At 71.2% G+C, this 13,672-nt stretch carries 10 protein-coding genes; 2 read left to right on the top strand and 8 right to left on the bottom strand.

Annotation, left to right across the window (positions count from 1 at the left end; genetic code table 11):
* Together ctaD and AVL61_RS00165 are read right to left on the bottom strand one after the other, a co-directional pair.
* On the bottom strand, positions 1-1,448 hold a 1,448-nt coding region (gene ctaD / locus AVL61_RS00170), incomplete at its 3' end, for an aa3-type cytochrome oxidase subunit I (protein WP_157571231.1).
* 328 nt (positions 1,449-1,776) lie between these two features.
* Positions 1,777-2,067 (bottom strand): DUF6457 domain-containing protein, encoded by a 291-nt coding sequence (locus AVL61_RS00165; protein ID WP_058872360.1) that lies wholly within the window; start codon positions 2,065-2,067, stop codon positions 1,777-1,779.
* Between the two features lie 101 nt (positions 2,068-2,168).
* Here AVL61_RS00165 and AVL61_RS00160 point away from each other — a divergent pair, with 101 nt between their 5' ends.
* Entirely contained in the window at positions 2,169-2,684 is a 516-nt protein-coding gene (locus AVL61_RS00160) for a hemerythrin domain-containing protein (RefSeq protein WP_058872359.1), read from the top strand.
* 214 nt (positions 2,685-2,898) lie between these two features.
* Positions 2,899-4,029: a zinc-binding dehydrogenase gene (locus tag AVL61_RS00155; protein WP_231738215.1), complete on the top strand. Its 1,131-nt coding sequence runs from the start codon at positions 2,899-2,901 to the stop codon at positions 4,027-4,029.
* A gap of 1,024 nt (positions 4,030-5,053) precedes the next feature.
* Here the strand turns inward: AVL61_RS00155 and AVL61_RS00145 are convergent.
* From AVL61_RS00145 to AVL61_RS00120, 6 genes are read right to left on the bottom strand one after another with little or no spacing between them, the layout of a single operon-like run.
* Positions 5,054-5,452 (bottom strand): hypothetical protein, encoded by a 399-nt coding sequence (locus AVL61_RS00145; protein ID WP_058872356.1) that lies wholly within the window; start codon positions 5,450-5,452, stop codon positions 5,054-5,056.
* 54 nt (positions 5,453-5,506) lie between these two features.
* Complete coding sequence (locus AVL61_RS00140) at positions 5,507-7,930, bottom strand: phosphotransferase family protein (RefSeq protein ID WP_058872355.1); 2,424 nt, start codon at positions 7,928-7,930, stop codon at positions 5,507-5,509.
* A complete protein-coding gene (locus tag AVL61_RS00135; protein WP_058872354.1) occupies positions 7,927-9,756 on the bottom strand; it encodes an ABC transporter ATP-binding protein in 1,830 nt (609 codons plus the stop codon). The genes AVL61_RS00140 and AVL61_RS00135 overlap by 4 nt, the downstream gene beginning before the upstream one ends.
* A complete protein-coding gene (locus AVL61_RS00130; RefSeq protein ID WP_082696856.1) occupies positions 9,753-11,027 on the bottom strand; it encodes a glycosyltransferase family 4 protein in 1,275 nt (424 codons plus the stop codon). Before AVL61_RS00130 ends, AVL61_RS00135 begins: the two co-directional genes overlap by 4 nt.
* Positions 11,027-12,349 (bottom strand): glycosyltransferase, encoded by a 1,323-nt coding sequence (locus AVL61_RS00125; protein ID WP_082696855.1) that lies wholly within the window; start codon positions 12,347-12,349, stop codon positions 11,027-11,029. The genes AVL61_RS00130 and AVL61_RS00125 overlap by 1 nt, the downstream gene beginning before the upstream one ends.
* Positions 12,349-13,554 carry a glycosyltransferase family protein gene (locus AVL61_RS00120; protein WP_058872362.1) on the bottom strand — a complete coding sequence of 402 codons (1,206 nt, stop codon included), beginning with the start codon at positions 13,552-13,554 and terminating at the stop codon, positions 12,349-12,351. The genes AVL61_RS00125 and AVL61_RS00120 overlap by 1 nt, the downstream gene beginning before the upstream one ends.
* Positions 13,555-13,672 lie beyond the last annotated feature (118 nt).

Genomic DNA, 13,672 nt, shown 5'->3' with positions numbered 1-13,672 from the left:
TCGACCTCGACCTTCGTGCCGTTGCGCCAGGTCGTGTACACGTTGAAGAAGAAGGGGATCATCGACAGGCCCAGCAGCATGGAACCCGCGGTGGAGATCTGGTTCATCCAGGTGAACCCGTCCTCGGGCAGGTAGTCGGCGTAGCGCCGGGGCATTCCCGAGACCCCGAGCCAGTGCTGGATCAGGAACGTCATGTGGAAGCCCAGGAACAGCAGCCAGAAGTGGATCTTGCCGATCCGCTCGTTGAGCATCTTGCCCGTGAACTTCGGCCACCAGAAGTAGAACCCGGCGAACATGGAAAAGACGACCGTCCCGAAGACCACGTAGTGGAAGTGGGCGACCACGAAGTAGGTGTCCGAGACATGGAAGTCCAGCGGCGGGACCGCCAGGATCACCCCGGTGAGCCCGCCGAACAGGAACGTGAACAGGAAGCCCAGGACCCAGAGCATGGGGGTCTCGAAGGTGATCGAGCCCTGCCACATGGTGCCGATCCAGTTGAAGAACTTCACCCCGGTGGGCACCGCGATCATCATGGTCATGAACGCGAAGAAGGACAGCATCACGGCACCGGTGACGTACATGTGGTGGGCCCACACCGTCATGGAGAGGGAAGCGATGGCGATGGTCGCGAAGACCAGGCCCTTGTACCCGAAGATCGGTTTCCTCGAGAAGACGGGGATGATCTCCGTGACGATCCCGAAGAACGGCAGCGCGATGATGTAGACCTCGGGGTGGCCGAAGAACCAGAACAGGTGCTGCCACAGCACCGCTCCCCCGTTGGCCGGGTCGAAGATGTGCCCACCCAGGGTGCGGTCCATGCCGAGTGCGAACAGCGCCGCGGCCAGCGGCGGGAAGACCATGATCACCATCAAGGACGTGATCAGGGCGTTCCAGGTGAAGATCGGCATCCGCCACACGGTCAGGCCCGGGGCGCGCATGCACAGGATCGTGGTGATGAAGTTGACGCCGCCCATGATCGTGCCGAAGCCGGACAGGGCCAGCCCGAACACCCACAGGTCACCACCGGCACCGGGCGAGAACGAGGAGTTCGACAGCGGCGTGTAGGCGAACCAGCCGAAGGAGGCCGCGCCCTGCGGGGTGAGGAACCCGGCGGTGGCGATCAGGGATCCGAAGAGGAAGAACCAGAAGGCCAGGGCGTTGAGCCGCGGGAAGGCGACGTCGGGGGCGCCGATCTGCAGCGGGACGATGACGTTGGCGAAGCCGACGAACAGCGGGGTGCCGAACATCAGCAGCATCAGGGTGCCGTGCATGGTGAACAGCTGGTTGTACTGCTCCTTGGTCTCCAGGATCTGCATGCCCGGCTCGAAGAGCTCGGCACGGATCAGCAGCGCCATCACCCCGGCGATGCAGAAGAAGGCGAAGGAGGAGATCAGGTACATGTACCCGATCGTCTTGTGGTCGGTGGACGTGATCCAGTTGACGACCATCCGGCCTTTGGACCGGGGCACCACGGCCGGGACGGGTGCGGCCCGGGTCTGATCGGCGGTGTACTGCTGGATGGCCACGGTTGCCTCCCGGTTCGATCGATGCCCCACAGGATCGAGGAGCGGCTGCTTTCGGCGACTGCTCCGCCCGGAGGCTCGTTACGGCCACTCTATTCAGTATGTCAAGCGCAATATTCGGGGAGCGGAGCAGGACAGCTGCGAGAACGTACAGGTCCCCGTGCGCGCGAACTCGGGGACGCGGGCATTCCGGGCGAGAACCCCGCCGCACCTCGCTTCACCGAGGCGAACACCAGGTGCTGCCCCGCCGCCCTCAGCCCTCCCGGGGACCGGCCGCCGGCGCCGGGACGACGCCGGCGACGTCGCGCACCGCTTGCCCAGCGCCAGGCCCCTCGAGGCCCTGGGCACGGACAGCCGCGAGGTAACCGGCAACATAGGCCGTCACCGGCACCGCGGGGCGGGCCACCGCGGCGGAAACGGCCCCGGCCAGAGCCAGCAGCTCCTCGAGGGGGACGTCCAGCCCCTCCAGGTCGAACTCGACCCTCAACTGCTCGATCCACCGCGAGAGCAACCGTCGCTCGTCGGGAGTCATTTCTTTTGCCATCACAAAATCCTTTCGTCATGAGCGAGAACGCCGGCCGGCCGAGGGATCCCGCCCCCGTCGAACCCTTGAATTTGCCTATCATATGCTAGTTAAATACGAGCATGACCACCACAAACGAGAACGACACCACCGACGCCGCCGACCCGATGAGCTCCGTGCCCCGTGATTCCCGCGGCCACCACGCCGGCTTGTGGTCGGCGCTGACCCAGCGCACCGACGCCCTCACTGCCACCATCGACACCGGCCACGACGACCTGCGCGCCCGGAGCGCCCTCGTCCACTTCCTGCGCGGTGATGTCCTCGCTCACCTCGAGACCGAGGAACGCGTTCTCTACGAATGCGCACGCACGATCGGCGCCCACAGCCTCGTCGCCGCACTCGAGGTCGACCACCAGTTCCTCCTGCGCCTGATCGAGCGCATCGAGCAGGCCGACACCGCCTTGGAAGCGGCCTTGTCCGCCCGCGCTCTGGCCGTGCTGATCGCCCTGCGGATCGAGAAGGAAGAGACCGTGGTGCTCCCCGCCCTCGCCCAGGCCGGCATCGATGTCTCCGCCCTCCTGGACCGCATGGTCGTTCAGATGGCCACCGACTACGATTCCCACTTCGTCTACCTCTGACCGACAGCGCCTCGCGGGAAACCGGTAGGCACGGATGCTGATCGGGCGAAAGCGCCCCTGACGGGATCACTTCACCTCGGTCCCGCACTGTGGGCGCCCGAGGCGAGCTGTTGACCGGAGGCAGGCAGCCGGTGCGCGCTGTCGGCCCGTCGAAAGGCACACCGCCACCATCGGCTCTATGGCGCCCCCAGCCCGGGTGGCAGAGGATGGGGCCATGGCCACGCCTTCTTCCCGCCCCGCGGAACGTGCTCCCGTCCGGACCATGGTCGCGGTCGTCACGACCGGGGTCGGCGGCTGTGACCGGCTCGTGCTGTCCCGCGTGCCGACACCCGAGCCGGGCGAGGGCGAGGTGCTGGTCCAGGTCCTGGCGGCCGGGGTCAACAACACCGAGATCAACACCCGGCTGGGCTGGTACTCCTCCTCGGTGACGGCAGGCACCGACGACGCCTCGGAGGACCTTACCGGGGACGCCTCGGCGCGGCCGGACGGGGGCTGGAACGCGGCCACCCCGTTCCCCCTGATCCAGGGCGCGGACTGCTGCGGCCGGGTTGTCGCCGTCGGTCCCGGCGGGGACGAGTCCGTGCTCGGGGATCGAGTGCTGGTCCGGCCCTGCATGCGCACCCGGAGCTTCTCCTCGTGGGACACCGTCTGGCTGGGCTCCGACGTCGACGGAGCCTTCGCACAGTTCGTCGCCGTCCCCGCACACGAGGCCTTCCCGGTCCACTCGCACTGGAGCGACGCGGAGCTCGCCACCATCCCGTGCGCCTACGGAACGGCGGAGAACATGGTCGGGCGCGCCGGGATCACCACCGGAACCCGGGTCCTGGTGACCGGCGCCTCCGGCGGCGTCGGATCGGCCGTGGTGCAGCTGGCCAAACGACGCGGAGCGCACGTCATCGGCACGGCCGGTGAGACCAAACAGGACCGGGTCCGTGCCCTGGGCGCCGACGAGGTCATCGGGCGCCACGAGCCACTGGACCTGCTGGGGGCTCAGAGCGTGGACGTCGTGATCGACAACGTGGCCGGCCCCGGCTTCCCGGGGCTGCTCGGACTCCTCGTGCGGGGTGGGCGGTATGTCTCCTCCGGTGCCATCGGCGGCCCCCTGGTCGAGCTCGACATGCGCACCCTCTACCTGAAGGACCTCACCCTGATCGGGTGCACAGCGTGGGACGAACAGGTCTTCCCGGACCTCATCTCCTACATCGAGCGCGAGGAGATCCGGCCGCTCCTGGCCAAGGTCTTCCCGCTCGACCGGATCGCGACCGCACAACAGGAATTCCTGGAGAAAACGCACGTCGGCAACTTCGTCCTGGTCCCGCCCCAGCCCGGTCCCGCATCCGCCTGACAGGGCTGACGCACGAGAAGACACCCTGGCCGAGGAGCAATCCGAGGTATCCAGCACGAACCGTGAGGGCGTCGGTCAGGACGGCAGGAGCCTGGCCCGGCACAGCGTCCACCCGGATCCCGTCTCACCGGGGATTCGTGCCTCCGATGCAGGACATCGACGTCGGGCGGCGCTGCACCAGCACCCTGCTGAGCCACCCGAGCACTGGCACGGTCCGGCGGACCGCAGAACACCGCGGAACCGGAGCAGGATCGGCCGAACGGGAGCCCCACCGGAGACAAGACTTCCAGTGGGTCAGTGGCCGGCAGCCGGGCCATATGCAAAGCAATCCGCACTGAAGATGTCGAAAGGGATTTCAAGGATCGTCGCCCCGATGACGACTCCGAACGCCTCCCCACTCACCCCGAGGCGATGGTCAAAGGGTCGATGATCGGGCTGACGTCCCGAAGACCCGCCTCCGCCCCTGGTAGGCCAGACAGGCCCCGTCAGCACTTTCCCGACACGTTCCAACGGCCCGACGGCCGGCCGTGTTCAGCCGACGTGCCAGTGACGGCGAATGAGCTCCTCCCGGGCAGCCGCATCTTCTGCGAGCTCCCCGACCGGCGTGGCGTCGTCGGGGTCGCGCAAGCCCACGAGACAGGCGTCGATGAGCGCGCCGGGGAAGACCCCGCCCGCCTCGAAGAGCTCGCGCTCGGCCTCGAGCCGGAGATCCAGCGATCACGGTGGTGATGGACTGAAGGTTGTGCCGTGACCCGACTGGTGTTCGTGCTGGCCGACCTGCCGGTGCACCTGATCGGGACGATCCGCGCCGTCCGGCTCAAGCTCGGTCCTACTCCACCACCGAGCACCGATCCCCACGGCGGACGCCCCCGTGAGCATGGCGCAGTGATGACCCCGTCGCCCCTGGCGACCCGTGGCACAGAACCAGACGTCCACCTGAGAGGGTCATCTCAGAGGCGCCCCTGTGAGCAGCTTCCGGGTTCGCTGCTGCAGTCCAATTGCTGTCCTCGCCATCCCCTGCTTCTCAGTCGTCGTCCCAGTCATCACCCCAGTCGTCGTCCCAGTCGTCGTCGGCCGGGGCGGGCTGCACGGGCAGCGGGACCTGGGCCGGTGGAGCCGGATCCACCGGGGCGGATTGCTCATCGGGGAGCGGGTCCGCCGGCTTGGTTGTCGTGGAGTCTTCCGCATTCCGTTCCGCGTTGTCGGTGTCGGGGCTCGACGTGTTCTCGGGGACCGGTGTCTCGGCGGACGGCGCTTCGGAGCGCTGGACGGCGCCGGGTGACGGGCCCGGTGCGGGGGTGCCGCTCACGGAGACGCCGTCGCGCACGATCTCCACCCGGTCCGTGTCGCCGGCCACGCTCCACAGCAGCAGCGCCAGCGCCGCGACGACCGTCAGGGAGACTGCCGACCAGAAGATCCTCATGCCGTCCAGTGTCCGGCAACGCCGTGAGACGGGCATGAGAACATGAGGACCTTCTCAGGAGCCCAGTTTGTCGAGCAGTCCCTGCGCCACGTGGCGCCAGCGCGGGCGGAAGGCGTAGAGGCAGGCGAGCCGCAGCCGGGTCGCCTCGGCGTAGACGGCCAGGCGAGCCGGGTCCGCCTCCAGGGTCTCGGCCACGGCGGCGACTGCCTCGTGCCCCGCCGCCTGCAGCGAGGGGTCGAGCAGACCTTGGGCCACGCGTAGCTCCAGGTGGACGGTGAGGTTCGCAAGGTCGAGCTCGGGCTCTCCGTGGGCCGCCGTGTCGAAGTCCAGCAGCCCGAGCTGCTCGCCGTTGAAGAGCAGCTGCTTGTCGTGCAGATCGCGGTGCAGCACGGTTCGTGCGCGCCGCCGGCCGGGCAGGGCCACGAGGTCCTCGCCGATCCGCCGTGCCAGATGGTCGACGACCCCGGGGTGGGCGTCGAGCAGCCCCGGGAACGCCTCGAGCCGCCCCGCCCATCTGCTCAGGGTGCGGGCCTCGTCCTCGGCGGTGTGCTCGGGTAGTTGCTCGTCCCCGGGCACGGTGGTGGCGAGCACGGGCCACAGCTTTGCCCAGTGGCCGCACGCGGCACGGTAGTCGTCCGCATGGCCCTTTGCCCCGAGCTCGTGCAGGCTCCGCCCGGGCAGAACGGAGAACTCGACCCGGTCCTCGGTGTGGCCCAGTACCACGGGCACCGCGAAGCCGGCTGCGAGGCCCTGCCCGTGCAGTGCTGCGGACAGCTCGGCGACTCGTACGGCCCGCCCGCGCGCGAGGTACTTGACGTAGCGGTCCCTGGTCTCGACCACCGCACGCCGGTGGTGCCGGTGCACCACCACACGGCCGTTGTCCGCGACCGCGGCGGCGAGACCCGGCAGGCGGGGGTCCTCTCCGTACGGGAGGACGTGCACCGTCCACGACCGGTCTGGGCCGGGCATCGCCTCGCCTGCTCTGACGCGTCCCTGGTCGTCCGCCAGCTCCAGTGCGAGCCGCCCGGTACCGGTGGGCCAGGCACGGCACACCCGCAGCTGACTGCCGTCGGCGTCGGTCACGGCCTCCGGGACGCGCACCGGTGGAGCGGACGAGGGCGCCGAGCGGTCGTGCGGCACATCGCGGGTGTCTGTACTGGGCGCCTGGAGGGCCTGCTCCAGGAGCTGGTGCGCGAGCACGAGTTGCCGGTGGGTGCGCTCCCGCCAGTCCTGGGCGCTCGAGCGGAAGGGTTCCATGGTTCGGGCGAGGACGTGGAACGCGGCCCAGGCCAGGATCTCGTCGGGGCCCGGGAGGTCGGACTCGGCCCCGTACCCGCGCAGCAGGGCCCCGGTCAGTGCAGGCTTCTCCGGCCCATCGGGTGCTTCCATGGTTCCCGATCCGAGGAGCTCGACGGCGAGGAACCCGCCGAGGTCGTCGGCGGCCGGGCCGGTGCGCACGCGGTCGAGGTCGGTGAGGCGGAGCTGCGGGGCCTCTGGCCCCGCGGAGCGCTCCACGAGCACCTGGTCGGCTGAGAAGTCACCGTGGAGCAACCGCAGGCCGGCCCGCTCCCGCTCGGTGATCGCGGCGGTCACTGCCCGCCCGATGAGGGCGCAGCGCTGGGCCAGGTCGGTGTCCAGCTCGCCGAGGTCGGCGGCGAGGGCAGTCAGTTTCCGTTCCGGGACGATGGGGACCCCGACCCGTGCGGAGCCGATCAGCGACGGACCGCCGAGGTGCAGCCGGGCCAGCGCGGCGCCGGCTGCCGTGGCCGCCGGGAGAGCAGTCACGCGGGCGGAAGCATCCGAGCGGTCGGCGGCCAGGTCGGCCAGGTCACCGCTGCCGAACCACGGGTAGCGCACCGCGTGCGGCGACCACGTTCGTCCGGGAGCTGGGACGGGGGCGAGCACCGGCACTCCCGCCGCGGCTAGCCGGGCCAGCAGCGCGGGGTCCGCGGGGCTGGGGCCGGCGGTGACCTTCGTGACCAGGCGGGCGCCGGTGTCGTGGTCGGTGTCCGTGAACACTGCCCGGCGCCGGGGGTTGTAGCGGAGCAGCCGGGCGGGAGCTCCCGGTTGTCCGAGGTTCTGCCCCTGTTGTGGATCGAGTGCGATGAGCGGGCGCCGAAGGTCCGGATCCGCTGCGATCCGGCCCACGGCCAGTCGGTGCCCGGGCTGGCCCGGGACGCCCGATACGAGCACGGGGCCGCTGCGGCCGTGGCGCGGCTCGTGATCGTTTCGCGCCATGACCTTGTCGAGCTTGTCCCGCCCGTCCCCGGTGGGGGCGTAGGCCGCGACCCAGTGCACCGCCCCGGTTCCCTCCACGTCCACGCGGGCGACGACCGAGACCCCCGGCTTGTAGCGCAAACGGCTCGTCCGCAGTCTTCCGCCGAGCTCGTTCCCGAAGAGCTCGGTGAGTCGGTCGGCGTCGAGGATCGTGTCGAGGGCCGGCAGGCTCTCCCAGGAGTGCGGCAGGTGGGCGTTCACGTCCGGACCTCCCGACGTCGGCGCGTGCGCTGCTGCTCGACCCAGGCGGCGAACACGCCGTCGGGGCGGGACAGCAGCTCCTCGGGGGTGCCGTCGAGCAGGATCCGGCCGTCCTGGATCCACAGCACCCGGTCGCAGGTCAGCGCCAGTGCAGCGTCGTGGGTCACGGCGATGGAGGTCCGGCCTCGGACGAGCCGGCCGACGGCGTCCAGCACGTCCCGGGCGGCTTGCGGGTCCAGTCCTGTGGTGGCCTCGTCGAGCAGCACGACCGGTGCGTCGCGCAGCAGGGCGCGCGCGATGGCCAGGCGCTGGCGCTGACCGCCGGAGAGCGTGGCCCCGCGCTCTCCCACCGGGGTGTCGTAGCCCTGCGGGAACCCGGTGATGAAGTGGTGGGCCTGGGCTGCCTCGGCGGCGGCCTCGACCTCGGCGTCGGTGGCCGCCGGGCGGCCGAGCCGGATGTTCTCCCGCACGGTGCCGTGGAACAGGACGGAGTCCTGCAGCAGCAGAGCGGTGCTGCTGCGCAGGGTGCCGAGGCTGAGCACGCGCAGGTCGTGGCCGTCGAGGGTCACGGAGCCCGCGACCGGGTCCATCATCCGCACCAGCAGCGAGACCAGGGTCGACTTCCCGGACCCGGACGGGCCGACGACGGCGACGTGCTGGCCCGCCGGGATCACGAGGTCGACGTCGCGCAGCACGGTGCGCCCCTCACGCTCCGGGTCGCCGTAGGCGGCGTCCACGTGGTGGAGGGCGATCTCCCCGTGCACCCCCGGCAGGACCAGGGCGTGTGGGGCCTCACGCACGTCCACGGGTTCCTCCATCAGCTCGGCCACTCGTTCCCCGGAGGCCGCGGCGCGGGCGATGCGCCCGGTGTACTTGGCCATGTCCCGCAACGGTTTCATGCACGTCTTCAGGTAGGTGATGAACAGGACCAGGTCGCCCAGGCTCATCGCGCCCTGGAGGACCCGCATGCCGCCGCCGAAGATCACTGCCGCGGTGGCCGCCCCCACGATCACGTCCGTGGTCCGCTCGAGCGCGGCGGCCAGACGGCGGGACTGCACCCCCTGGGTGAGGGCCAGTTCGTTGGAGCGGGCGAAGGACTCGGCCATGTGCTCCTCCAGCCCGTAGGCCTGCACGGTGCGGATGGCGCCGAGGGACTCGTGGGCGGTGTTCGCCAAGGCGCCCTCTCCCTGCCGGGTCCGCCGCGAAGCCTCGGTGATCCGGCCCGAGGAGCCGCGTCCCACGAGCAGGAAGGCCAGGATCGCCACGACCACCACCAGGGCCAGGAGCCAGTCGAGGACGAGCATCACCGTGCACATGACCACGAGGGTGAGCACGTTGGCCAGCAGCGGCAGCCCCGCCGTGACGGCCACCTCCTGCAGCTTGCCGATGTCCGAGACCAGGCGCTGGACGGTGTCCCCCGCCCGGGAGACCGAATGATAGCGGTCGGACAGCGCCTGGACGCGGGCGAACACCCGGGCCCGCAGGGCGGTGGTGACACGGGAGCCGACGAGGGCGAACGCGACCGTGGCGAGGTAATTGGCGAGGGCCCGAAAACCCACCACCGCGATCGTGGCCAGTCCGGCGGCCAGCAGCAGCTGCCACGAGGCCGCGGGGATCCACGGGTCGACGTTGTCAGCGCCGAGGGAGAGGGAGATGGCGTCGACGACGATCTTCAGCGGCCAGGGCTCGAGCACCCGGAAGGCCACCTCGAGCAGCAGCATCAGCACCCCGCCCCCCGCCAGCAGGCGGCGCTCGCGCAGATGCGGGCCGAGCAGCCCGAGGGTGCGGCGGAGGGCCCGGCGGTCGAGATGCTTGCCCCCGCTCACCGGCGTGCCCCCGCGGGAACCGACGGCTCGGCACCGGCCTCGGCGTCACCTGGGCCCCTCAGCCCCGTGCCTGTAAGACCTGTGCACTCGAGCTCCGTGCCGGCGAGGGTGCGGTCGAGGGCCGCAGCCCAGGAACGTCGTGCGACCGCGTCACGGCGGCCGGCCCGACCCATGGCACGACGCCGGTCGGGATCGGCCACCAGCGTGTCGACGGCTCGAGCCAGCGCGGCGGGATCCGAGGGCTCCACGAGCAGCCCGGTGACCCTGTCCTCGACCGCGGCCGGGACCTGGCCCACGCGGGACGCGACGACAGGCAGGGCCGCTGCGGCGTACTCACAGATCTTCAGCGGCGAGAAGTACTGCCCCGCCGCGTCCTGCGTGGCGGGATAGGGCGCGACGGCCACCGCACAGTCGGCCAGAAGGTCGGGGATCCCGGCGGGGGCCACCGCACCCGTGAACTCGACCTCGACGCCCAGTTCGGCGGCCAGCTCCTCGAGGGGGACCCGCTGGGGGCCGTCCCCCACCACGCGAAGCCGCCAGTCAGCAGTGGCCACGGACCGGGCGCGCAGCAGGTGCTCCACGCCGTGCCACGGCTTGAGCGTGCCGACGAACACAACCACCGGCGGCACCGGGTCGGGTCCCGCCACGGCCGAGTCAGCGCACGGACGGATTCGGTCCACGTTGACCCCGTTGGGCACAACCAGTACGCGTCCAGCACGCCCGCCGGCAACGGCCACGGTCCGATCCACCCAGTGTGCCACCGGCTCCGATACGCACACGGTGCGGGTGGCGGCCCCCACCTGAGCGCAGAGGGCGGCGAGAGCGGCGGCCCGGTCCACGAGGTCGCGGTGCGTCTGCTGTTCGTCGATCAGCGGCGCGTTGACCTCGAGGATGCCCGGGACGCCCAGGGCGTCGGTGATCTCGGTGAGGGCCGTCGAGAACAGGGAATACCGCTCGTACACCGCATCGGCGCCGTCGGCGACGACCCGCTCCGCGATCCAGCGGGCGGCGTGCGCCTGGGCGCGCTCACGGGCGGCCACGCGGGCAGTGCGCCCGGGTGCCGTCGTGGCGGGGGCCGCCTGGACCGGGACGTGGACGACCGGGACGTCGGCGAGGTCGTCCGGGACGTCCTCACCGAGGCGGGTGGCATAAAGGCGGACCTCGGCGCCACGGGCCCGCCAGGTCCGCAGGACCTCCTGAACGTGCACGGAGGCGCCTTTCGTACCGAACACGGGGACGCCGGGATCGGCGCAGACATAGGCGAGGCGCATCAGCGGTCAGCTCCTCCGAGGACGTGGGCAAGAACCGCGGCGGGGGCCGCGACGAGGGGTTCGGTGGAGGTCGCGGCGGAGGTCGGACCGGACGGTGGAACGGTGGGGACCAGCGGGGGCAGCAGCGATCGCAGGGCGGCGGCCTGCTCGGTGGAGTCGTAGTCGCGGGCCACGAGCGTGCGGGCGGCCCGGGCCGTGCCCACCCGGTCGAAACCCGGCTCGGCGACGGTCCTGAGAGCCCTGAGGAGGGCGTCGTCGTCGGCGGTCGGCACGAGGATCCCCGTGCGCGGGGCAGTGTTGCGGACCACCTCGGGGATGCCGGTGACATCGGTGGCGATCACCGGCACGCCCAGGGCCATCGCCTCGAGCAGCACGGTCGGCAGGCCGTCGGCATTGCCGTCTGCCCCCACGACGCACGGGGCGAGGAAAACGTCCGCGGCGCCCAGCAGCCGCCTGATCTCGGCCTGGGTGCGGGGACCCACCAGCTCGACGACGTCCGCGGCGCCCAGCTGCTCGATGAGGGCCCGCAGGTGCTGCTCCAGCTCGCCGCCGCCGGCGATCGTGACGGAGAGCCGTCCACCGGCTGCGCGGTACTGCGCGGCCGCCCGAACGAGTCGGTCGAATCCTTTCTTCTCCACGAGCCGGCCCACGGCCGCGACCCGCAGGACCTCGCCCACGGGGGCGGGGTCCCGGTAGGGGAAGCGGTGAAGCTCGAGCCCGTTGCGCACCAGCCGCAACCGGTGGGCCTGGCCGGGGTGCGCGGCGGCCAGGTGGCACCGGTTGTACTCGGAGATGGCGACCACGTGCTCGGCCCGCTCCAGGGTGCGACGCAATCGGGCCGGGTCCACGGAGTCGTGGAAGATGTCCTTGGCGTGGGTCGTCACCGAGAACGGCACCCCCGTGAGCCGGGAGGCGATCTCGGCCACGTGCGCGGCCAGCGTCGCGAAGTGGGCGTGCAGGTGCGTGATGCCCTGCTCCACGACCTGAGTGGCCAGCGCCACCCCCTGGTGGACCTCCGCGGCCTCCGTGCCGGCCAGCTCCGGCAGCAGCTCGGCGAAGCGAGACCCGAACCCGGGGATCACCTCCGTCGCACGGGCCAGGACGGCCCAGCCGGCGGAGGCCCGGTCGGGACGCTCCACGTGGTGGACCGGCGCCTGGACGCGGGCGAGCTCGGGGTGGAAGCGGGGGTCCGTGCTGTGCCGGAGGGCGAAGATCGTGAGGTCCTCGCCCTGAGCTTCCCGGGCCAGCACCTCGGTGACGACGAAGGTCTCGGAGAAGCGGGGGTAGACCTTGAGCACGTAGCCGATGCGGTGACCGCCCATCAGAGGCTCACCGCCACGGTCGGCGCGCCCGCGGGCACGGAAGCCGCGGCCCTGGCCAGCAGTTCCGCGGTGAGCACGGGAACGGTGTGCAGCCCGCCGAGGGCCAGGTGCCGGCGTGGTTGAACGGTGCCGGCCACGCGGTGCAGCCACCCGCTGAGCGCGGTGCTGGTGAGGGCGTCGACGGTCAGCACATCCACGGCGCCGCGTGCCTGGAGCGCGCGGGCCCGGATCAGTTGTTCCTGACGAGGACGGTCGCGGGGCACCAGGAGGGCCGGGGTGTTCGTGGTGAGTATCTCGGCGACGGAGTTGTAGCCGCCCATGGACACCACCGCGCTGGCGTCGACGACCTCCGCGAGAGCGTCCGGGACGCAGGGCAGGACGCGGGTGCCCGGCACGGCGGCCGCGCGCACCTGTTCGGCGTGCTCCTGCGGCATCTGCGGTCCGGTGATCACCACGTGCTCGTGGCCGTGCGGCATCCGGGCACGAGCCGCGGCGAGGGTCAGCCGGTGTCCGTCACAGCCTCCGCCGACCATCGTGAGCACATAGGGCCGATCGACTCCGCTCGTGCGGCGACCGGCAGCCCGTCCGGTCGCCAGGTAACCGGTGTACCGGACCAGGTCGGCGAGCGCCGCGGGGATCTCCCCGGAGGCCACCGGGTCGTGCACGGCGCGGTCGCCGTAGACCCACAACTGGTCGTAGACCTCGTGCACCCGGTCGAGGTCCCCGAGCGCGGCCCACTCCCGGGCAACGGCCCCGGGATCGTCGAGCACCTCGCGCAGGCCCAGGACCACCGCGGTGCCGGGGCTCTGGGCCCGCAGCCGTCGCAGCGGTTCCAGCAGCTCCCCGTCCACGCCCCAGGGGTGGCGGTCGACGACGACGAGATGCGGGCGGAAGCCGGTGAGCGCCGCGTCCAGCATCCCGGAGCGCAGGGAGGTCAGGTGCGCCATGCCCACGGCGAGGTTGCGCGGCGCGTAACCGCCGGAGCCCTTCCGGATTCCCGGCAGCACCACCCAGTCGAAGCCCTCGGGCCGACCGTAGGACGTAGCATCGTCGACGCCGGTCAGGAGCATGCCTGTGACCCGGCGCCCGGTCAGCGCCGGCAGGTGCTGAGCCAGGGAACGGGCCAGGGCCAGGTTCCGTCGGGTGTGCCCCAAACCCTGGGAGTCGTGGGAGTACAGCACCACCCGCAGCTCGTCGTCGCTCATCATGTCCTCCTCAGGGAGACGCCAGACCGTCCGACGTCCTTGCAACCGCCTCCACTGTGAAGGGGGGACATGATGGGAACATGAGCCGTCGATGAAAGAGTTCTCATCTTTCAGCGCA

The sequence above is a fragment of the Kocuria rosea subsp. polaris genome, from assembly GCF_001483755.1.
In the GTDB taxonomy this organism is placed as follows: Bacteria; Actinomycetota; Actinomycetes; order Actinomycetales; family Micrococcaceae; genus Kocuria; species Kocuria cellulosilytica.
Note: the sequence above shows the minus strand (reverse complement) of the source record. Positions and strands in the feature narration are given on the sequence as shown.

Coding starts and splice junctions, on each gene's coding strand:
- AVL61_RS00120 (WP_058872362.1), bottom strand. CDS start 13,554: ATGAGCGACGACGAGCTGCGGGTGGTGCTGTACTCCCACGACTCCCAG.
- AVL61_RS00155 (WP_231738215.1), top strand. CDS start 2,899: ATGGCCACGCCTTCTTCCCGCCCCGCGGAACGTGCTCCCGTCCGGACC.
- AVL61_RS00160 (WP_058872359.1), top strand. CDS start 2,169: ATGACCACCACAAACGAGAACGACACCACCGACGCCGCCGACCCGATG.
- AVL61_RS00130 (WP_082696856.1), bottom strand. CDS start 11,027: ATGCGCCTCGCCTATGTCTGCGCCGATCCCGGCGTCCCCGTGTTCGGT.
- AVL61_RS00145 (WP_058872356.1), bottom strand. CDS start 5,452: ATGAGGATCTTCTGGTCGGCAGTCTCCCTGACGGTCGTCGCGGCGCTG.
- AVL61_RS00165 (WP_058872360.1), bottom strand. CDS start 2,067: ATGGCAAAAGAAATGACTCCCGACGAGCGACGGTTGCTCTCGCGGTGG.
- AVL61_RS00125 (WP_082696855.1), bottom strand. CDS start 12,349: ATGGGCGGTCACCGCATCGGCTACGTGCTCAAGGTCTACCCCCGCTTC.